The following is a 19,382-nucleotide window of genomic DNA, read 5'->3' as shown; positions in this document are numbered from 1 at the left end:
TCGGGGGCCAAGGCTATTGATTTCTGGCGCGGGGTTACATCAGACCAATCTTATTTTTGACTCCAAGGTTCAGGTCGTACCTGCGCCCGGATCGGCCAGTCGCCCAGTACCCAACCTCCGCCGTGGACACCGATCGATGAGGTGCCAGAAAGCCAAAAAGCCGCTATAAAGCGCTCGGCTGTCCACCAGGAAGTGACAATGAACCCCTTCGAAGATATGCGTATTTTTTGCCAGGTCATGGACTCCGGCAGCTTCACCGCGGCGGCGGACCAGTTGGGCCTGTCCAAGCAATTCGTCAGCCGCCGGCTGATGCAGCTGGAGGCGCGCCTGGGCGTGCGCCTGCTCAATCGCTCGACCCGGCGCCTGGACGTGACGCCCCTGGGGCAGAGCTACTACGAGTCGGCGCTGCGCCTGCTGGGCGAGGTCGAGCAGGTGGAGCAGGGCATCGCCGGCCAGACCGTCGAGCCCCGGGGCACCATTCGCCTGAGCGCGCCGCTGTCGTTCGCCATGGCGCACCTGGGGGATCTGCTGCCGGCTTTCCTTGAGCGTTATCCCGAGGTCTCGGTGGAAGTCGACCTCAGCGACCGGCCGGTGGACCTGATCGGCGAAGGCTACGACCTGGCCTTGCGCATCGGCGTGCTGGAAGACTCGACCCTGATCGCCCGCCGCATCGCCTCGATCCAGCGGGTGTATTGCGCCAGCCCGGCCTACCTGGCCGCGCGCGGCACCCCGCAGGCACCCGAGGACCTGCAACAGCATGACTGCCTGCCCTATGGCCACGGGCGCCAGGTGCAATGGCGTTTCGCCGGGCCGGGCAACAAGCCCCTGGCGGTCGGCGTCACCGGGCGAATGCGGGTCAACAACGGCGAGCTGCTCAAGGACGCGGCCATCGCCGGCATGGGCATCACCTACCTGCCGACCTTCATTGTCGAAGCGGCCCTGGAGGCCGGGCAACTGGTGACGGTACTGGACGCGTTCCTGCCCGAGCCGCTGGCCTTGTCGGCGGTCTACCCGCAGCACCGGCAGGGCTCGCGGCCGGTGCAAGTGCTGATCGAGTTTTTGCGCGAGCGGCTCGAGCGCCGGGGCGCGCCGGCCATCCGCTGATCAGGACTTGGGCGCGGCCGCCTGGGTGGTGTCGAGCCCGGGTGCGCCTGGCGGGGTCGCGCGGGCCAGCAGGCTGATGGCCGCCAGGGCGGCCAGCATCAGGCCCGGCGAGGTGGCCAGCAGGACCCCGGCGGTACCGGCGCCGGCCGCGAGGATCTGGCCGGCGGCCAGCGGACCGGCCACCGAGCCCAGGCGGCCGATGGCCACCGCCGCGCCGACGCCCGTGGCGCGCACCCGGGTCGGGTAGGCGGGCGGGGCCAGGGCGTACAGCACCAGCTGCGCGGCCATCACGAACAGCCCGACGGCGAACCCGGCGCAAGCCATGGGCAGCAGCCCCACCGACAGGCCGACCCCGGCCAGCGCCGCGAGCAAGCCGGCGTAGACCCCCACCACCACCTTGATACCGTTGCAGCGATCCAGCAGCAGGCCGCCGAGCACCGAGCCCAGGGCGCCGCCGAGGTTGAACAGCATCTGCACCAGCCCGGCCTGGGGTTTGCTGAAGCCCTGTTCCAGCAGTAACGAGGGCAGCCAGTTGAGCAGCATGTACATCACCGTCAGGGTGAAGAAATAGCTCAGCCACAAGGCCAGGGTGACCCGCGCCCGGCCCTCGCCGAACAGCGCCTGGCCGGTGCTGGTGCGGGCCAGGCCGGGGTGCCCCTGTTGCTGGCGAAAGGCGTTGGACTCGGGCAGCAGCAGGAGCATCAGCGGCGCCACCAGCAGGGGCGCCAGGCCGCCGATGACGAAGGTCGCCTGCCAGCGTTCGCTGAACAGCATCGCCACCAGCGCCGCCAGGGCGCCACCCAGGGGCACGCCGGCGTACATGATGCTGATGGCGGTGCCGCGGCGTTGCTCGCCGACGGCTTCGGCACACAGGGCGATCAGGTTGGGCAGGGCGGCGCCCAGGCCCAGGCCGGTCATGAAGCGCGCCAGCAGCAGGCCCTGGAGGCTGTCGACATAGGCAGTGCTGAGGGAGAACAGGCCGAACAGCAGCACCGCCGCGACCAGGATTTTCTTGCGGCCGATGCGGTCGGCGATCCAGCCACCGAAGAAGGCGCCGGGCAGCAGGCCGACGATCCCGGCGCTGAACACCCAGCCGAGCATTTTCGGGTCCAGGGCAAAACTCTGGCGCAGGCCCGCGGCGGCGGTGCCGGCGGCCTGCAGGTCGAACCCTTCGATCAGGGCGACGATAAAACACAGGGCGACGGTCAAGGCCGGGCGACGTGATGAAGCGTCCATGGCAAACCTCATTGTTGTTTTTGTTGGGGTTGATGGCGTGCAGCGGGCCGTCCTCATCGGGTGAGGAGTGGGCTGAAAATAAGGTTAACAAAATAAACTAAAAATTGAAGGGTGACGTCCGGTTGGCTTTCCTGGCTATTAACCTTATGTGAATCAATGGCTTGGTTTGGATATCGCTGATTCCAGGTCAAATAGTTAACAATATTAATGTTCGATTATCGGTCATTGTGGATTGACGCCCGTTCTCGACTGTTCCCATTCTCTGCCCGCGGCCCCTGGATGACCCAGGGAATGCCATTTCCCAAAACAACAACAATAAGTGGATTTCGACCATGCCCAACCTCTCATGGAACGCCCCCGCGGCGACCCTGGCCCTGCCTGCACGCCTGTGCGTCGTCCTGGCGGGTGTTTGCGCGTTGAACGCCCAGGCGCTGGCCGCGGGCTTTATCGATGACAGCCACGGGACCCTGACCTTGCGCAATTACTACCTGGACCGGGAGTACCAGGACGACGGCGCGAAGAGCGCGGCCCGGGAATGGGCCCAGGGGTTCATCCTGAACCTGGAGTCGGGGTTCACCCCGGGCCCCGTTGGCTTCGGCCTGGATCTGCGCGGGCTGCTGGGGCTCAAGCTGGACTCGTCGCCGGACCGCAGCGGCACCGAGCTGCTGCCGGTGTCGGCCAGCGACAAGCGCGCCGCGGACGACTACTCGCGGCTGGCGCCGACCGCCAAGCTACGCCTGGCCCGGACCACGGTGAAGAGCGGGGATGTGTCGATCTTCCTGCCGTTCGCCTTCGCCAGCCCCTCGCGGCTGCTGCCGCAGACGTTTCGCGGGACCACCCTCAGCTCGCAGGACATCGACGGGCTGACGCTCAACACCGGCTATATCGACCGCATCAACAAGCGTGATTCCAGCGACTACCAGGCGCTGGCCATCGCCTCGCCCAACCGGCGTTTCAACGGTGCGGCCACGTCCTCGCACCTGGCGTACCTGGGGGGCGACTACCAGGTCAATCCGGACCTGAGCCTGCGCGCCTATCACGCCGAAGTGGCGGACCTCTACCAGCAGGACACCCTGGCCCTGCTGCACAACCTCAAGCTGGGGGACGGGGTGCTGAGCAGCGACCTGCGCAGTTTTTTCAGCCGCGAGGACGGCAGCGCCAAGGCCGGGCCGGTGGACAACCGCAACCTCTCGGCGCTGTTCGCCTACCGCCTGGGCGGGCATCGGGTCAGCCTCGGCTACATGCATGCCAGTGGCGACACGGCGACGCCTTACCTTTCCGGCACCGAGTTGATGGGCATGAGCGAGCTGACCATGAGTTCGGACTTCCTCAACGCCAAGGAGCGCACCTGGCAGGCGATCCATGACTATGACTTCGCCGCGCTGGGGCTGCCCGGGCTGCGCAGCCGCCTGCGTTATGTGCGCGGCGAGCATATCGAGCTGGCGGCGCTGCAGGCCGGGGATCGCCAGGAGCGTGAGTTCCAGATGGAGCTGGGCTACGTGATCCAGAGCGGCCCGCTGAAGAACCTCGGGCTGCTGGCGCGCAAGTCGATCTACCGCAACGACTTCCCCACCGGCGCCGCCTTCCGCGACGAAAACCAGACGCGTTTCCTGGTGATCTACAGCTTGCCGCTCTGGTGACACACCGGCCGGCCCCGGCTTGCGACGGCTGCGCCGCCGATCGCAGCCTCGCCGAGGCTCGGCAGCGGCTACGGGATTGTGGTGTCTGTGTAGCCGCTGCCAAGCGCCAGCGAGGCTGCGATCGGCAACGCAGTTGCCGCAAAACCTGAGTCCGCGATCCGCCAGGAAAACCGCGTCGGCCGATTTGCGACGGCTGCGCCGCCGTTCGCAGCCTCGCCAGGGCTCGGCAGCGGCTACGGGATTGTGGTGTCTGTGTAGCCGCTGCCAAGCGCCAGCGAGGCTGCGATCGGCAACGCAGTTGCCGCAAAACCTGCATCTGCGATCTGCCTGGAAAAATGCGTCGGTCGGCTTGCGACGGCTGCGCCGCCGATCGCAGCCTCGCCAGGGCTCGGCAGCGGCTACGGGGATCGTGGGGGGGGGTTACGGCTGGTAGACCTTTTTCAGCAGGCGCAGCAGTTCTTCGCGTTCCTGGCTGTCGAGGGCGGCGGTGGCGTCCTGGTCGCTTTCGGCGGCGATCCGTTTCAGTTCCTTGAGCAGGGTCTCGCCGCTCTTGCTGAGGAAGATCCCATAGGAGCGCTTGTCCGGCTTGCAGCGCACCCGCACCGCCAGCGCCCGTTCTTCCAGCTTGTTGAGCAGCGGCACCACTTGCGGCGGCTCGATCGCCAGGGCGCGGGCCAGGTCGGCCTGCATCAGCCCGGGGTTCTGCTCGATGATCGCCAGGGCCGAGAACTGCGCCGGCCGCAAGTCGTGGGCCGAGAGCCGGCCGATCAGGTTCTGGAACAGCTTCAGTTGCGCCCGGCGCAGGGCGTAGCCGATCAGGTCGTCCAGGGCGGAGTCCAGGGGCGCCTGGACGTCGCTGTCGGCGGCAGGGGCCTCGGGGGCGGCATTCTTGGAAGACGTGGCCATTGCAGGGTCGATCCTTGGCGAGTGGTTAAGAAGGCTATCCAGTTTGCCGGGGTTGGCCGGGGATATCTATGGCTGCCGGCAGATTCCTCTGCATGGGAGCGCTCCGTGGGTTGAAAATCGCTTGGTTAATTTTGTTAATAGTTAATTGACATAACTAATTTGCCGGTTTAGTTTTTGCCCATCCTCAAGCCAAGAACAAAGAGAGCAATCGCCATGAGCAACTACGAAGGTCGCTGGACAACCGTCAAGGTCGAGATCGAAGAGGGCGTCGCCTGGGTCATTCTCAACCGCCCGGAAAAACGCAACGCCATGAGCCCGACCCTGAACCGCGAAATGGTCGACGTGCTGGAGACCCTGGAGCAGGACCCGGCCGCCGGCGTGCTGGTGCTCACCGGCGCCGGCGAAGCCTGGACCGCGGGCATGGACCTCAAGGAATACTTTCGCGAAGTGGACGCGGGGCCGGAAATCCTCCAGGAGAAAATCCGCCGCGAAGCCTCGCAATGGCAATGGAAGCTGCTGCGCATGTGCGCCAAGCCGACCATCGCCATGGTCAACGGCTGGTGCTTCGGCGGCGGCTTCAGCCCGCTGGTGGCCTGCGACCTGGCGATCTGCGCCGACGAGGCGACGTTCGGCCTGTCGGAAATCAACTGGGGCATCCCGCCGGGCAACCTGGTGAGCAAGGCCATGGCCGACACCGTGGGCCACCGCCAGTCGCTGTACTACATCATGACCGGCAAGACCTTCGGCGGGCAGAAAGCCGCCGAGATGGGCCTGGTCAACCAGAGCGTGCCCCTGGCGCAACTGCGCGAGACTACCCTGGAACTGGCGCGCAACCTGCTGGAGAAGAACCCGGTGGTGCTGCGGGCGGCCAAGCATGGCTTCAAGCGCTGCCGCGAGCTGACCTGGGAGCAGAACGAGGATTACCTGTACGCCAAGCTCGACCAGTCGCGCCTGCTGGACACCGAAGGCGGCCGCGAGCAGGGCATGAAGCAGTTCCTCGACGACAAGAGCATCAAGCCCGGCCTGCAGGCGTACAAGCGCTGAGCGACCCAGGGCGGGCCCGGTGGCCCGTCCACCCTGTATTCCCGATAACGACAATAAAGAGGAATCACCATGCTGGACGTGCCCCTGCTGATCGGCGGCCGGTCGTGCCCCGCCCGTGACGGCCGCACCTTCGAACGACGCAATCCGGTGACCGGCGCGCTGGTCTCGCGCGTCGCCGCCGCCACCCTGGAAGACGCCGATGCCGCCGTGGCCGCGGCCCAGGCGGCGTTCCCGACCTGGGCCGCCCTGGCCCCCAACGAACGCCGCAGCCGCCTGTTGCGTGCCGCCGAGCAGTTGCAGGCGCACAGCGCGCAGTTCATCGCCGCGGCCGGCGAGACCGGGGCCATGGCCAACTGGTACGGCTTCAACGTGCAACTGGCGGCCAACCTGTTGCGCGAAGCCGCGGCGATGACCACCCAGGTCAAGGGCGAGGTCATCCCCTCCGATGTGCCCGGCAGTTTCGCCATGGCCCTGCGTCAGCCCTGCGGCGTGGTGCTGGGGATCGCGCCGTGGAACGCCCCGGTGATCCTCGCCACCCGGGCCATCGCCATGCCGCTGGCCTGCGGCAATACCGTGGTGCTCAAGGCCTCCGAGCTGAGCCCGGCGGTGCACCGGCTGATCGGCCAGGTGCTGCAGGACGCCGGCCTGGGCGACGGCGTGGTCAATGTCATCAGCAACGCGCCCGAGGATGCCCCGGCGATTGTCGAGCGGCTGATCGCCCACCCGGCGGTGCGCCGGGTCAACTTCACCGGCTCGACCCGGGTCGGGCGCATCGTCGGCGAACTGGCGGCGCGCCATCTCAAGCCGGCCCTGCTGGAACTGGGCGGCAAGGCGCCGCTGCTGGTGCTGGACGACGCCGACCTGGAGGCGGCGGTGCAGGCCGCGGCCTTTGGCGCCTTCTTCAACCAGGGGCAGATCTGCATGTCCACCGAGCGCCTGGTGGTCGATGCGCGGGTGGCCGATGCCTTCGTCGACCAGCTGGCGGCGAAGATCGCCCGCTTGCCGGCGGGTGACCCCGAGGCTGCCGGCTCGGTGCTGGGATCGCTGGTGGACGCCAGCGCCGGCGAGCGGATCAAGGGCCTGATCGACGATGCCCTGGCCAAGGGCGCGACGCTGGTCGCGGGCGGGCAGTTGCACGGCAGCATCCTGCAGCCGACCTTGCTCGACGGCGTCACCGCCGCCATGCGCCTGTACCGCGAAGAGTCCTTCGGGCCGGTGGCGGTGGTGCTGCGCGGCGAGGGCGACGAAGACTTGCTGCGCCTGGCCAACGACTCCGAGTTCGGCCTGTCGGCAGCGATCTTCAGCCGCGATACCAGCCGCGCCCTGGCCCTGGCCCAGCGGCTCGAGTCGGGCATCTGCCATATCAACGGCCCGACCGTGCACGATGAGGCGCAGATGCCGTTCGGCGGGGTCAAGGCCAGCGGCTACGGCAGTTTCGGCGGCCAGGCGGCCATCGAGCAGTTCACCCAGTTGCGCTGGGTGACCCTGCAGCACGGGCCGCGGCACTACCCGATCTGAAGAGCCGGCTTGCGGGCCCGACAATGACCAGGCCGCTTGTTTCCGGCAGAACCCGGTAGCGGCCTCGATGGAGGACAAACACGTGAATTCCGAATTCAGATCGCCGCCTCGCCAGGACCAGGACCAGGCCGAGGCCGAGGCGCCCCGTTATCGCCCGGTGTCCATCGCCCGTCCCGCGGTCGAGGTCAGCCAGGAGCAGGGCATCCTGCAGATGCGCTCCCGCGAACCCCTGGGCGAGCTGCCCCGACGCCTGCTGGATCGCCTGCTGCATTGGGCCCAGGTGCGGCCGCAGCAGACCTTTATCGCCGCCCGCCAGGACGGAGGCGACTGGCGCCGGGTGAGCTACGCCGAGATGCTCGTGAGCGTTCGCGCCATCGCCCAGGGCCTGCTGGGACGCGGGCTGTCGGCGGAGCGCCCGCTGGTGCTGCTGTCCGGCAACGATATCGAGCACCTGCAACTGGCGCTGGGCGCCCTGTACGCGGGCATTCCCTATTGCCCGGTGTCGCCGGCCTATTCGTTGCTGTCCGAGGATTTTGCCAAGCTGCGGCATGTCTGCGACCTGTTGCAGCCCGGGCTGGTGTTCGTCAGCGACGGCGCGGCCTTCGAGCGGGCGATCGAGGCCGTGCTGCCCGCCGACACGCCGCTGGTGGTGGCCCGGGGCAGGGTGGCGGGGCGGGCGCAGATCCGCTTCGCCAGCCTGTTGCAGGAACCCGGCGGCGCCGAGGCCGAAGCGGCGTTCGCCGCCACCGGCCCGGACAGCATCGCCAAGTTCCTGTTCACCTCGGGCTCGACCAAGCTGCCCAAGGCGGTGATCACCACCCAGCGCATGCTCTGCGCCAACCAGCAGATGCTATTGCAGACCTTCCCGGTGTTCGGCGAAGAGCCGCCGGTGCTGGTGGACTGGCTGCCGTGGAACCACACCTTCGGCGGCAGCCACAACCTGGGCATCGTGCTCTACAACGGCGGCACCTTTTACCTGGACGACGGCAAGCCCACGGCCCAGGGGTTTGTCGAGACCCTGCGCAACCTCAGGGAGATCGCGCCCACCGCCTACCTGACCGTGCCCAAGGGCTGGGAAGAACTGGTCGGCGCCCTGGAGCAGGACGCCGAGTTGCGCGAGCGTTTCTTCTCGCGGGTCAAGCTGTTCTTCTTCGCCGCGGCGGGGCTGTCCCAGCGCACCTGGGATCGCCTCGACCGGGTGGCCGAAGCCCATTGCGGCGAACGCATCCGCATGATGGCCGGGCTCGGCATGACCGAGGCGGCGCCGTCCTGCACCTTCACCACTGGGCCGCTGTCCATGGCCGGTTACATCGGCCTGCCGGCGCCGGGCTGCGAAGTGCGCCTGGTGCCGGTGGACGGCAAGCTCGAGGGGCGCTTTCGCGGGCCGCACATCATGCCGGGCTACTGGCGCGCGCCGCAGCAGACCGCCGCGGCGTTCGACGCGCAGGGCTTCTACTGCTCCGGCGATGCGCTGAAGCTGGTGGACCCCGCCGACCCGCAACTGGGGCTGATGTTCGACGGGCGCATCGCCGAGGACTTCAAGCTTGGCTCCGGGGTCTTCGTCAGCGTCGGCCCGTTGCGCAACCGGGCGGTGCTCGAAGGTTCGCCCTATGTCCAGGACCTGGTGGTGACTGCGCCGGACCGCGAATGCCTGGGGGCCCTGGTATTCCCCCGGCTGTACGAGTGCCGGCGGCTGTCCGGCCTGCCGGCGACGGCCAGCGATGCCCAGGTGCTGGCCAGTGCGCCGGTGCGCCAGTGGTTCGGCGCCTGGCTGCAACGCCTCAACCGCGGCGCCAGTGGCAATGCCAGCCGCCTGGAATGGATCGCGCTGCTCGACGAGCCGGCGTCCATCGATCGCGGTGAAATCACCGACAAGGGTTCGATCAACCAGCGCGCGGTGCTGCAATGGCGCGCGGCCAAAGTCGAGGCGCTGTACCGCGGTGAAGACCCGTCGATGCTGCGGGCGGAGCCTTGCCGATGAGCCATTCCGGGCAGTATTCGAGCTTTACCGATGTGGCAATCGTCGAGGCCGTGCGTACGCCGTGGATCGATCTCGGCGGGGCCCTGGCCCAGGTGTCGCCGATCGACCTGGGGATCAAGGTCGGGCGCGAGGTGCTGGCCCGGGCCGCGTTAGACCCCGCCGCGGTGGATAGCGTGCTCGCCGGTTCCATGGCCCAGGCCAGTTTCGATGCCTACATGCTGCCGCGGCACATCGGCCTCTACAGCGGCGTGCCGCAAGCGGTGCCGGCGCTGGCGGTGCAGCGCATCTGCGCCACCGGTTTCGAACTGCTGCACCAGGCTGCTTGGCAACTGGAACAGGGCGTGCAACTGGCCCTGTGCGTGGCGAGCGAATCCATGTCGCGCAATCCCATCGCCGCCTACAGCCACCGCGACGGTTTCCGCCTCGGTGCTCAGGTGGGGTTCAAGGACTTCCTGTGGGAAGCCCTCTACGACCCGGCCGCGGGCCTGGACATGATCGCCACCGCCGACAACCTCGCTCGCCGCCATGGCCTGAGTCGCGAAGCGGTGGACCGCTTCGCCCTCGACAGCCATCAGCGGGCGCTGCAGGCCCAGGGCGAGGGCTGGTTCGAGCCTGAGCTGGTGGCGCTGGGCAATGAGCGCTTCGAGCTGGCCGGCTACCAGCCACGCCAGCTGGATTTGCCACGGGGCGTGGAGCGCGTGACCCACGACAGCCACCCGCGGCCCACGGACTTGGCGGCATTGCAGCGCCTGCGCGCGGTGCATGCCGACGGCGTGCAGACCGCCGGCAATAGCTGCGCCCTGGTCGACGGCGCGGCCGCCGCGCTGGTGGCGCGCGCCTCCAGCACCCGTGGGCCGGTGCTGGCCCATCTGCTGGCCAGCGCCGTGGTGGGGGTGGCCCCGGAATTCATGGGCATCGGCCCGGCTCCGGCGATCCAATTGCTGTTGCAACGCAGCGGGCTGAGCCTGGGCGATATCGGCCTGCTGGAAATCAACGAGGCGCAGGCAGCCCAGGTGCTGGCGGTGGCCCAGGTGCTGGAACTGGACCGCGAGCGCCTCAACCGCCGCGGTGGCTCCATCGCCCTCGGCCATCCCCTGGCCGCCAGCGGCCTGCGCCTGGTGCTGACCCTGGCCCGGCAACTGCGCGAGCACAACCTGCGCTACGGCATCGCCTCGGCCTGTGTCGGCGGCGGGCAGGGCATGGCGCTGCTGATCGAGAATCCGGCCTATCGGGGCTGAGGCGGTTGCAGCCCGGGATGTTTCCCCGCGAAAGAGGACGAACGAGCGATCCGGCGGTGATTTACACTGCACCGACGTTCGGAACGGGAAACAGGCGTATGGCGGTGCAGCGACGGGATTTCAGCGGTGGCATGAAGGGCAAGAACCTGCGTTATCTGGACGAGGCGCGGGCCACCCCCACGGTCCATGCCCGGGCCGGTTTCCTGCTGCTCGAACACTTCTCGCTGCCGGCCTTCACCCAGGCCCTGGATACCATCGTCACCGCCAACCTGCTGCGGCCGGCGCTGTTTGCCTCGACGACCTTCGGCCTGCAGGGCGGCGAGGTCACCAGCGACCTCGGGCTGGTGATCCGCCCCGATGCGCCGCTGACGCTGGCAGCGCTCAAGGACCTGGACCTGCTGGTGATCTGCGGCGGCTACCGCACCGAACTCAAGGCCGGGCCCGAGCTGGTCGGCCTGCTCAAGGCCGCCGCCGAACGCGGCATCGCCCTGGCCGGGCTGTGGAACGGCGCCTGGTTCCTCGGCATCGGCGGCCTGCTCGAAGGCTATCGCTGCGCGATTCACCCGGAGCACCGCCCGGCGCTGGCGGAAATCTCCAGGGCCACCCAGGTCACCAGCGAGGCCTTTGTCGTCGACCGCGACCGGCTTACCGCGTCCAGCCCCGCCGGCGCCTTCCATATGGCCCTGGAGTGGATCAAGGGCCTGCACGGCAAGGCGCTGGTGGAGGGGATCGAAGACATCCTGTCGTTCGAGGAGTCGCGCTACCGGCGCATCAAGCCGACCGCGCAGGTGTCGCTGAGCGCGCCGCTGCGCGAGGTAGTCAAGCTGATGGACGCCAACCTCGAAGAGCCGCTGCAAATGGACCAGCTGGCAGAGTACGCCGGGCGCTCACGGCGGCAGATCGAACGGCTGTTCAAAGAGCAGTTGGGCACCACCCCGCAACGCTATTACCTGGAGTTGCGCATCACCGAGGCGCGCCGCCTGTTGCAGCACACCGAACTGTCCCAGGTCGAGGTGCTGGTGGCCTGCGGCTTCGTCTCGCCGAGCCATTTCAGCAAGTGCTACAGCGCGTATTTCGGCTACCGGCCGTCCAGGGAAAAACGCCTGGTGAAATGAGCGGGCGCCCGCCCTTGTGACGGGCGTCACGCGCCCAGGGTGGCATTGTCGATGACGAAGCGGTACTTCACCTCACCCTTGAGCATGCGTTCGTAGGCCGCGTTGATTTGCTCGGCGCGCACCAGCTCGATGTCGGCGACGATGCCGTGCGCGGCGCAGAAGTCGAGCATCTCCTGGGTCTCGGGGATGCCGCCGATCATCGAGCCGGCGAGGGTCCGGCGCTGCATGATCAGGTTGAACACATTGGGCGAGGGGTGTGGCGTCGCCGGTGCGCCCACCAGCACCATGCTGCCGTCGCGCTTGAGCAGCGCCAGCAGCGCATCGAGGTCGTGGGGCGCGGCGACCGTGTTGAGGATCAGGTCGAAGCTGTGCGCGTGGGCCACCAGTTCCTCGGCGTTGCGCGAGATCACCACGTCATCGGCGCCCAGTTCCCTGGCGGCTTCGCGCTTGGATTCGGAGGTGGTGAAGGCCACCACGTGCGCGCCCATCGCGTGGGCCAGCTTGATGCCCATGTGGCCCAGGCCGCCGATACCGACCACGCCGACTTTCTTGCCGGGGCCGGCGTGCCAGTGGCGCAGCGGCGAATAAGTGGTGATGCCCGCGCACAGCAGCGGCGCCACGGCGGCCAGTTGCGCCTCGGGGTGGCGGATGCGCAGCACGTAGCGTTCGTGGACCACGATCTGTTGCGAGTAGCCGCCCAGGGTCCAGCCGGGGGCGTCCGGGGTCGGGAAGTTGTAGGTGCCGATCATGCCGGCGCAGTAGTTCTCCAGGCCGTCGTCGCAGTCGGCGCAGTGCTTGCAGCTGTCGACGATGCAGCCGACGCCGACCAGGTCGCCCAGGGCGAAATCGCGCACATGGGCGCCGACCGAGGCGACCCGGCCGACGATCTCGTGGCCGGGCACACAGGGAAACTGCGTGCCTTGCCATTCGCCGCGCACCTGGTGCAGGTCCGAGTGGCAGATGCCGCAGAAGGCGATATCGATCTGCACGTCATGGGCGCCAGGGGCGCGCCGGGTGATCTGCAGCGGTTCGAGGGGACGGTCGCCCGCATGGGCACCGTAGGCGTTGATAGACATTGCACTCTCCAGCCGGATTGGTTGCTGGGCATTTTCCGGGTGGGGCCAGGCGCCCTGTAGTGCAATACGCTGGATTTCTTGCCCGATTCTCTGGACCTTGGGGTTTTCATTAGCAGGGGCGCGATGGCCGGGTTAACGTTCGGCAAGGAGGGCCCAACCGCCATGACACACGACACCACCGCCCCGGGGCGAACGCCTCAACAACGGCTCGCGCGCCTTATCGGCGGGCAAATCGACCACTCGGGAGATTGCGTCACCGCGATTCCCGGCCTCTACTTCTTTCGCCGCGAAGTCCCTGCGCCCCCTTCGGTGTGCATGGTCGAGCCGTCCATCGTCCTGGTCGCCCAGGGGGCGAAGCAGTTGTGGGTGGGCGGCGAGGCTTTTCCCTACGACACCTCGCGCTTTCTCGCCACCTCGCTGGATCTGCCGGCCAACTCGGAAGTCATCACCGCCAGCCTCGAGCGACCCTGCCTGGGGCTGGCCTTCAAGCTCGACCAGCGGATGCTCGCCGAACTGACCGCCCAGGGCAGCCTGTTGCCGCCGCGCGAGCGGGCACCGGGCAAGAGCGTGGGCCTGGGCACGGTGACGCCGGCGCTATTGGCCTCCTTCCTGCGTCTGGTCGAGCTGCTGGAGGAACCCGAAGCCATCCCGGTGCTCGCGCCGCTGATCCAGCGCGAGATCCATTACCGCCTGCTGATGAGCGACCAGTCGGCGCGGCTGCGCCAGATCGCCTCCGTCGACGGCCAGGGCCACCGCATCGCCCGGGCCATCGACTGGCTGAAACTGAACTACATGCTGCAATTGCGCGTCGACGAACTAGCGGCGCGGGTGCAGATGAGCACGCCGACCTTCCATCATCACTTCCGCCAGCTCACCACCATGAGCCCGCTGCAATACCAGAAGTGGCTGCGCCTGGCCGAAGCCAAGCGCCTGATGATGAACGAACACCTGGACGTCTCCAGCGCCGCCTTCAAGGTCGGCTACGAAAGCCCCTCGCAGTTCAGCCGCGAATACAGCCGCCTGTTCGGCGTGCCGCCCAAGCGCGATATCGCGCAGATGCGCGAACTGGCGGGCGGGAGTGCAGAAGGGGTGTTGAGCTGAGGCTGCGGTTACGGGGATCGACTGCGCAGCAGTCGCCAGGCCAGACGATTGAGCCGGCCAGGCACACCGCGTTGCGCGGGGCCTGTGTAGCGGATCTACCTGAAGCGTCGAGGTGCCTGGTTGACGGCCGCTTTGCGCCCGATCGCAGCCTCGCCGCAGGCTCGGCAGCGGCTACAGGGATGGGGTGTAGCCGCTGTCGAGCGCCAGCGAGGCTGCGATCGACTGCGCAGCAGTCGCCAGGCCGGACGATTGAACCGGCCAGGCACACCGCGCTGCGCGGGGCCTGTGTAGCGGATCTACCTGAAGCGCCGAGGCGCCTGGTTGACGGACGCTTTGCGCCCGATCGCAGCCTCGCCGCAGGCTCGGCAGCGGCTACAGGGATTGGGTGTAGCCGCTGTCGAGCGCCAGCGAGGCTGCGATCGACTGCGCAGCAGTCGCCAGGCCGGACGATTGAGTCGGCTTGGCACACCGCGTTGCCCGATTGCTAGCCGCTAGGTTCGACAGCAGCTACGTCGGGCGGGGAGTCTTTTAGCCCAGGCTTGTGGCCAGGGCTTCGAGACCGCCTTCGTAGATGCCCTTGAACAGCGCTTCGGCTTCGGCATCGCTGACGCCGGTCGGGGTGAATTCGCCGGACCATTCCACCAGGCTGCCCTGGCCGTCGGCCTTGACCTGCAGGGTGGAGAGGTAGCCGGTCACCGGGAACGGGCTGGTGAGGATGGCGTAGCTGTAACGGCGCTGCTGTTCGTCGAAGGCCATCAGGCGCTCGACGATGGCGTTGCCTTCCGGGTCTTGCAGCGAGCGCACGCGGCCGCCTTCGCTGGCGATGCTTTGCGGGATGAACGGCAGCCAGTCGGGCAGGCTGTCGAAGCCGCCGATCAGGGCCCAGACCCGGTCCGGGCTGTGGGAGGTTTTCAGGGATGCGTAGGCGTTGGCCATGGGGTGTGTCTCCTGTGCAATGGGGGTGTCAGATCGCGAGGCTGTCGACCACGCCGCCGTCGACCCGCAGGGCCGCGCCGGTGGTGGCGGAGGAGTAAGGGGAAGCCAGGTACACCACCAGGTGCGCGACTTCGTCGACCTCGGCTGCGCGCTGGATGATCGAGCTGGGGCGGGCGGTGCGCACGAAGTTATCGGCTTCTTCGCGGATGCTGCGGCCGGAGGCCTGGGCGGCATCGGCCACCAGGGCGGCCACGCCATCGGTCAGGGTCGGGCCGGGCAGCACGGCGTTGACGGTCACGCCGGTGCCCGCCAGGCGCTTGGCCAGGCCGTGGGACACCGCCAGGTTGGCGCTCTTGGTCACGCCGTAATTGATCATGTCGGCCGGAATGGCGATGCCCGATTCGGAGGAGATGAACAGGATCCGCCCCCAGCCTTTGTCGACCATGCCCGGGGCATAGTGGCGGGCCAGGCGCACGCCGGACAGCACGTTGGTTTCATAGAAACGCAGCCACTCGCTGTCGGCCACTTCGAAGAAGTCGACGTCGTCGTAGATCCCCAGGTTGTTGACCAGGATGTCCGCTTGCGGGTGGGCGGCGAACAGAAGGTCGGCGCCGGCGGCGGTGCCCAGGTCGGCGACCACGCCGTGGACCTGGCCATGCCCGCCCAGGGCGCGCAGTTCGGCCAGGGCGGCGTCGACCGACTTCTGGCTGCGGCCGGCGATGACCACGTCGGCATGGGCGCGGGCCAGGCCGCGGGCGATGGCCAGACCAATACCGCCGGTCGAGCCGCTGATGATGGCGGTGCGTCCGCCGAGGTCGATGTTCATGGAATGACTCCTGTGGTGAGTGGTATCGATGGAGTCATCCTAGTAGCGCAGGGTAAGACTGTAAAAGACGGAATTCGACTGAGTTCAGACCTCTGAGGTCTTTTAAGCGGTCTTTTCGGCCAATGCCAGCACCCGCTCGCGGAAAATCCCCACGATCGGCCGCAGGTCCACCTGGTGCCAGGCCGCCCACAGTTGCACGCTGGGCTGGAACCACTCCAGTTTGCGCAGCACCACGGTCGGCCCGGCGCTGGCGCTGAGGCTGCCCTGCACCATGGCCAGGCCGAGGCCGGCGGACACCAGGCCGAGCACGCTCAGCGGGTCGGTGGCCTCCAGCGACAGGCGCGGGGTAAAGCCGGCATCGCCGCAGCGGGCGATGAAATCGTCGCGCTTGCTGACTTGATCGGGCTGGCCGCCGGTGATGATCCACTCCTGTTGATGCAGGTCCGCGGGGGTGAGCTCGGCCTTCTGCGCCAGCGGGTGCTCGGCGGGAATGGCCAGCAGCATCGGATCGCTCAGGACCGGATGCCCGCGCAGATCGGGATCGTCCCGCGGTGGCGGCTCGCAGACCAGGGCGATATCCAGGCTGCGTTGGCGCAAGCCCTCGAACTGCTCGTTGGGCGTCATGTTGTACAGGGCGATATGGATCTGCGGGCGCTCGCCGCGGATCGCCCGCACCGCGCCGGGCAGCACCCCGGCATGGATGGCGTGGTTGACATAACCGATGCACAGGCCGCCTTCCTCGCCACGGCCCAGGCGTTTGCCCAGGGACTCCAGGCGTTCGGCGTGCTTGAGCAGGCCGCGGGCCTCGCCGAGGAAGGTGCGCCCGTCGTTGGTCAGGAACAGCCGCTGGTTGCGTCGTTCGAACAGCGCCAGGCCGAGGTTTTCCTCGAGCTGGGCGATCTGCCGGCTCAGGGGCGATTGGGAAATGTGCAGCTGTTCCGCCGCACGGCCGACGTTTTCGCATTCGGCGACGGCGACGAAATAGCGCAACTGACGTAGATCCTGCATGAGACCTCCAGGGACTTAAGTAGGTCGAATTATGACTTGGACGGTCTGTATTTGCCCAGCCTAGGATGCGCTCACGTCGTCGGCTGACGACCTTACCTAACCGCACTGGAGTAGTTCCATGAACCTGAAAGACCTGATCGCCAACCCCCTGGGCTTCGGTACCGCACCCCTGGGCAACATGTTCCGCGCCGTGCCGGCAGACGAAGTCCAGGGCTCGGTGGACGCCGCCTGGAACAACGGCGTGCGTTACTTCGACACTGCGCCGTTCTACGGTGCCGGCCTTGCGGAAATCCGCCTGGGCAAGGCCCTGGCCCAGCGTCCACGCGATGAATACGTGCTCAGCACCAAGGTCGGCCGGATCATCCTCGACGAACTGGAAGACCCAGCCGCTCGCGAACTGGGCGAGAAGAGCGGCTTGTTCGAACACGGCAACCGCAACCGTATCGTCAACGACTACAGCGCCGATGCCACCCTGCGCTCCATCGAGGACAGCCTCGAGCGCCTGGGCACCGATCGCCTGGACATCGTCTGGATCCACGACATCGCCCAGGACTTCTACGGCGACGAATGGCTGGGCCAGTTCGAGATCGCCCGCACCGGCGCCTTCCGTGTCCTCACTCGCCTGCGCGAAGAAGGCGTGATCAAGGCCTGGGGCCTGGGGGTGAACCGGGTCGAGCCGATCGAGCTGACCCTGGACCTGGAAGAAGCCCGTCCCGACGGCTTCCTGATGGCCGGTCGCTACAGCCTGCTGGACCACGAGCGTGCGCTGCAGCGCGTAATGCCCAGCGCCCTGGCGCAAAACGTCGGGATCGTCGTCGGCGGCCCGTACAACTCCGGGGTGATTGCCGGTGGCGAGCACTACGAGTACCAGAAGGCCAGCCCGGAGGTGCGGGCCCGCGTCCAGCGCCTGAACGAAGTGGCGGCCCGTCACGGCGTCGACATCAAGGCGGCGGCGCTGCAATTCTCCCTGGCCCATCCGGCGGTGGTCGCGGCGATTCCGGGGGCGACCCGTCCCCGGCATGCCGACCAGGACTTCGCGGCCTCCAAGGCGGTGATTCCGGCCGCGTTCTGGAGCGAACTGCGCGAGCAGGGGCTGATCGCCGCGCACGCGCCGCTGCCCAAGGCCTGACGCTGCACGCTGTCGATCAGACGCCGGGCCTTGCGCCCGGCGTTTTTCTGTCCCCTGAAATACCGAGGACAACTGTAGGAGCGAAGCTTGCTCGCGATGGACTCAAGAGCGCCGCGTTAATCCAGTAAATAGGCGTCATCGTTAACGACCATCGCGAGCAAGCTTCGCTCCTACAGCGGAATGACGGCATCGGGTGGCTGCCCCAGGGATTGCGCCGGGGTAAGCCATGCTGCCAAGCTTCCTGCCGCCCCGCGGCCCACATCACAGAGGAGGTGAGAGATGAAATCATTCAGCGTTCGCGAGCTCAGCAGTACGGATGTCGACGCCTTGCTGGCCTTCGAAGTCGATAACCGTGAGTGGTTCGAATCCCAAATCGACGCCCGCGAACCGGCCTTCTACTCGGTGCAAGGGGTCGCCGAGCACATCGAGGCTTATCTGTCCGGCCTGGCCTGCGGCACCTGGCATCCGTTCGTTATCGAAGACGCCGATGGAAAGATTGTCGGTCGCGCCAACCTGAAGGGCATCGACGCCGCCCGGCGCTCTGCCGAAGTCGGCTATCGGATCGCCCGCAGCGCCTGCGGCCAGGGGTTGGCGACCCGGGCGTTGGGGCACCTGATCGAGCAGGCCCGGACGCGCTGGCAACTGCGGCAGCTGGTGGCGTATGTCTACCCGGCAAACATCGGTTCGCAAAAGGTCCTGCTCCGCAGCGGGTTCCTGGCGGAATCCGTGGAGCGGCAGGCCGCTGCCGAACGCGGCTTTGTCCTGTCGCTCTGAAGCTCACCGCGCCTCGGCCACCAGCAGCAACGACTGCGGCAGCGCGCTTTGCGGGTGCTGCGGTTCCTGCAGGCCGGCGAGGCGAAAGCCGGCCAGGTCCAGGGCATTGAGCCAGCTGGAGAGGGTGCGGAAATACCAGGGCATGGGCTGCCATTGGCCCTGGAAGCCGGCGAAGGTTTCTTCGCGCCAGCCGTCCTGGTAATCGCCGGCGGCTGCGGCCCAGGGGTGCAGGGTCTGGATCGCCAGCGCGCCGCCAGGGGCGAGCAGGGCGTTCATGGCGGCCAGCAGCGGGATGATGTCCTGGTGCAGCAGGGCGAAGTTGGCGCAGATCAGCTCGTAGCCGTCGCCGATGTCCACCGCGGCCTCCGTCAGTTCCTCGTAGCTGGCCAGGTGCACCTCGGGCGAGCCCGCCGCCCGTGCCGCGTGCACCAGCGTCCTGTCGCCATCGACCCCGACCGCCTCGATACCCCGCTGCGCCAGGGCCCGCAACAGCCAGCCTTCGCCACAGCCGAGATCGAGCACCCGCCCGGGCTGGCGGCCCAGCACCGTCAGCAGGATCGCCTGGTTGGTGACCTCGACGCGGCTTGCGATGGCGTCGTTGCGGATCGCCTCGATCCAGGCCTGGGCGTTGTGGTGCCAGCTTTGCAGGAGCAGGGATTCGGCAGTGGGCATGGCGAGGTCCGGGGTGGTGGAGGATGGATGGCACTGACGTTAGCAGGCGGGGCGCCGGCCTCCAACAGGTCGGCGCCG

General features: G+C 67.7%; 17 protein-coding genes. 10 read left to right on the top strand and 7 right to left on the bottom strand.

The features are described from left to right. Positions 1–198 precede the first annotated feature (198 nt). Positions 199–1,104 (top strand): LysR family transcriptional regulator, encoded by a 906-nt coding sequence (locus TO66_RS18520; RefSeq protein ID WP_044463636.1) that lies wholly within the window; start codon positions 199–201, stop codon positions 1,102–1,104. On the opposite strand, the gene mhpT is transcribed toward TO66_RS18520, so the two are convergent. Further along, positions 1,105–2,340, bottom strand: coding sequence for a 3-(3-hydroxy-phenyl)propionate transporter MhpT (gene mhpT, locus TO66_RS18515; protein ID WP_044463635.1), 1,236 nt, complete (start codon positions 2,338–2,340; stop codon positions 1,105–1,107). A 332-nt stretch (positions 2,341–2,672) separates the two neighbouring features. Between mhpT and TO66_RS18510 the strand changes: the two genes are divergently transcribed. After that, positions 2,673–3,980 (top strand): OprD family outer membrane porin, encoded by a 1,308-nt coding sequence (locus TO66_RS18510; RefSeq protein WP_044463634.1) that lies wholly within the window; start codon positions 2,673–2,675, stop codon positions 3,978–3,980. A gap of 420 nt (positions 3,981–4,400) precedes the next feature. On the opposite strand, the gene TO66_RS18505 is transcribed toward TO66_RS18510, so the two are convergent. Further along, on the bottom strand, positions 4,401–4,886 hold the full coding sequence (locus TO66_RS18505; RefSeq protein ID WP_044463633.1) for a MarR family winged helix-turn-helix transcriptional regulator: 486 nt from the start codon (positions 4,884–4,886) through the stop codon (positions 4,401–4,403). A 213-nt stretch (positions 4,887–5,099) separates the two neighbouring features. On the opposite strand from TO66_RS18505, the gene TO66_RS18500 reads away from it, so the two are divergent. The 5 genes from TO66_RS18500 (at position 5,100) to TO66_RS18480 (ending at position 11,782) form a co-directional block, all read left to right on the top strand. After that, positions 5,100–5,930, top strand: a complete 831-nt coding sequence (locus TO66_RS18500; RefSeq protein WP_044463632.1) for a p-hydroxycinnamoyl CoA hydratase/lyase — start codon at positions 5,100–5,102, stop codon at positions 5,928–5,930. A gap of 69 nt (positions 5,931–5,999) precedes the next feature. Continuing rightward, positions 6,000–7,448, top strand: coding sequence for an aldehyde dehydrogenase (locus TO66_RS18495; RefSeq protein WP_044463631.1), 1,449 nt, complete (start codon positions 6,000–6,002; stop codon positions 7,446–7,448). An 82-nt stretch (positions 7,449–7,530) separates the two neighbouring features. Further along, positions 7,531–9,429: a feruloyl-CoA synthase gene (locus TO66_RS18490; protein WP_044463630.1), complete on the top strand. Its 1,899-nt coding sequence runs from the start codon at positions 7,531–7,533 to the stop codon at positions 9,427–9,429. Beyond that, complete coding sequence (locus TO66_RS18485; RefSeq protein ID WP_044463629.1) at positions 9,426–10,667, top strand: thiolase family protein; 1,242 nt, start codon at positions 9,426–9,428, stop codon at positions 10,665–10,667. Before TO66_RS18490 ends, TO66_RS18485 begins: the two co-directional genes overlap by 4 nt. A gap of 98 nt (positions 10,668–10,765) precedes the next feature. Further along, positions 10,766–11,782 (top strand): GlxA family transcriptional regulator, encoded by a 1,017-nt coding sequence (locus tag TO66_RS18480; protein WP_044463628.1) that lies wholly within the window; start codon positions 10,766–10,768, stop codon positions 11,780–11,782. Positions 11,783–11,808: 26 nt separating this feature from the next. Here TO66_RS18480 and TO66_RS18475 read toward each other — a convergent pair whose 3' ends face one another. Next, a complete protein-coding gene (locus TO66_RS18475; RefSeq protein WP_044463627.1) occupies positions 11,809–12,858 on the bottom strand; it encodes an NAD(P)-dependent alcohol dehydrogenase in 1,050 nt (349 codons plus the stop codon). Between the two features lie 162 nt (positions 12,859–13,020). Between TO66_RS18475 and TO66_RS18470 the strand changes: the two genes are divergently transcribed. Beyond that, positions 13,021–13,959, top strand: coding sequence for an AraC family transcriptional regulator (locus TO66_RS18470; RefSeq protein ID WP_044463626.1), 939 nt, complete (start codon positions 13,021–13,023; stop codon positions 13,957–13,959). Between the two features lie 528 nt (positions 13,960–14,487). Here the strand turns inward: TO66_RS18470 and TO66_RS18465 are convergent. From TO66_RS18465 to TO66_RS18455, 3 genes are all read right to left on the bottom strand, one after another. After that, complete coding sequence (locus TO66_RS18465; protein WP_044463625.1) at positions 14,488–14,895, bottom strand: SRPBCC family protein; 408 nt, start codon at positions 14,893–14,895, stop codon at positions 14,488–14,490. A 28-nt stretch (positions 14,896–14,923) separates the two neighbouring features. Next, positions 14,924–15,721 carry an SDR family NAD(P)-dependent oxidoreductase gene (locus TO66_RS18460; protein WP_044463624.1) on the bottom strand — a complete coding sequence of 266 codons (798 nt, stop codon included), beginning with the start codon at positions 15,719–15,721 and terminating at the stop codon, positions 14,924–14,926. A gap of 102 nt (positions 15,722–15,823) precedes the next feature. After that, a complete protein-coding gene (locus TO66_RS18455; protein ID WP_044463623.1) occupies positions 15,824–16,729 on the bottom strand; it encodes a LysR family transcriptional regulator in 906 nt (301 codons plus the stop codon). Between the two features lie 118 nt (positions 16,730–16,847). On the opposite strand from TO66_RS18455, the gene TO66_RS18450 reads away from it, so the two are divergent. Together TO66_RS18450 and TO66_RS18445 are read left to right on the top strand one after the other, a co-directional pair. Then, positions 16,848–17,858 (top strand): aldo/keto reductase, encoded by a 1,011-nt coding sequence (locus TO66_RS18450; protein WP_044463622.1) that lies wholly within the window; start codon positions 16,848–16,850, stop codon positions 17,856–17,858. Between the two features lie 279 nt (positions 17,859–18,137). Continuing rightward, a complete protein-coding gene (locus TO66_RS18445) occupies positions 18,138–18,632 on the top strand; it encodes a GNAT family N-acetyltransferase (protein WP_044463621.1) in 495 nt (164 codons plus the stop codon). A gap of 3 nt (positions 18,633–18,635) precedes the next feature. Here TO66_RS18445 and TO66_RS18440 read toward each other — a convergent pair whose 3' ends face one another. Then, complete coding sequence (locus TO66_RS18440) at positions 18,636–19,304, bottom strand: bifunctional 2-polyprenyl-6-hydroxyphenol methylase/3-demethylubiquinol 3-O-methyltransferase UbiG (protein WP_044463620.1); 669 nt, start codon at positions 19,302–19,304, stop codon at positions 18,636–18,638. Between the last annotated feature and the right edge of the window lie 78 nt (positions 19,305–19,382).

It is taken from the genome of Pseudomonas sp. MRSN 12121, assembly GCF_000931465.1.
In the GTDB taxonomy this organism is placed as follows: Bacteria; Pseudomonadota; Gammaproteobacteria; order Pseudomonadales; family Pseudomonadaceae; genus Aquipseudomonas.
The sequence above is the reverse complement of the archived record's forward strand: the minus strand, read 5'-3'. Positions and strand labels throughout refer to the sequence as shown.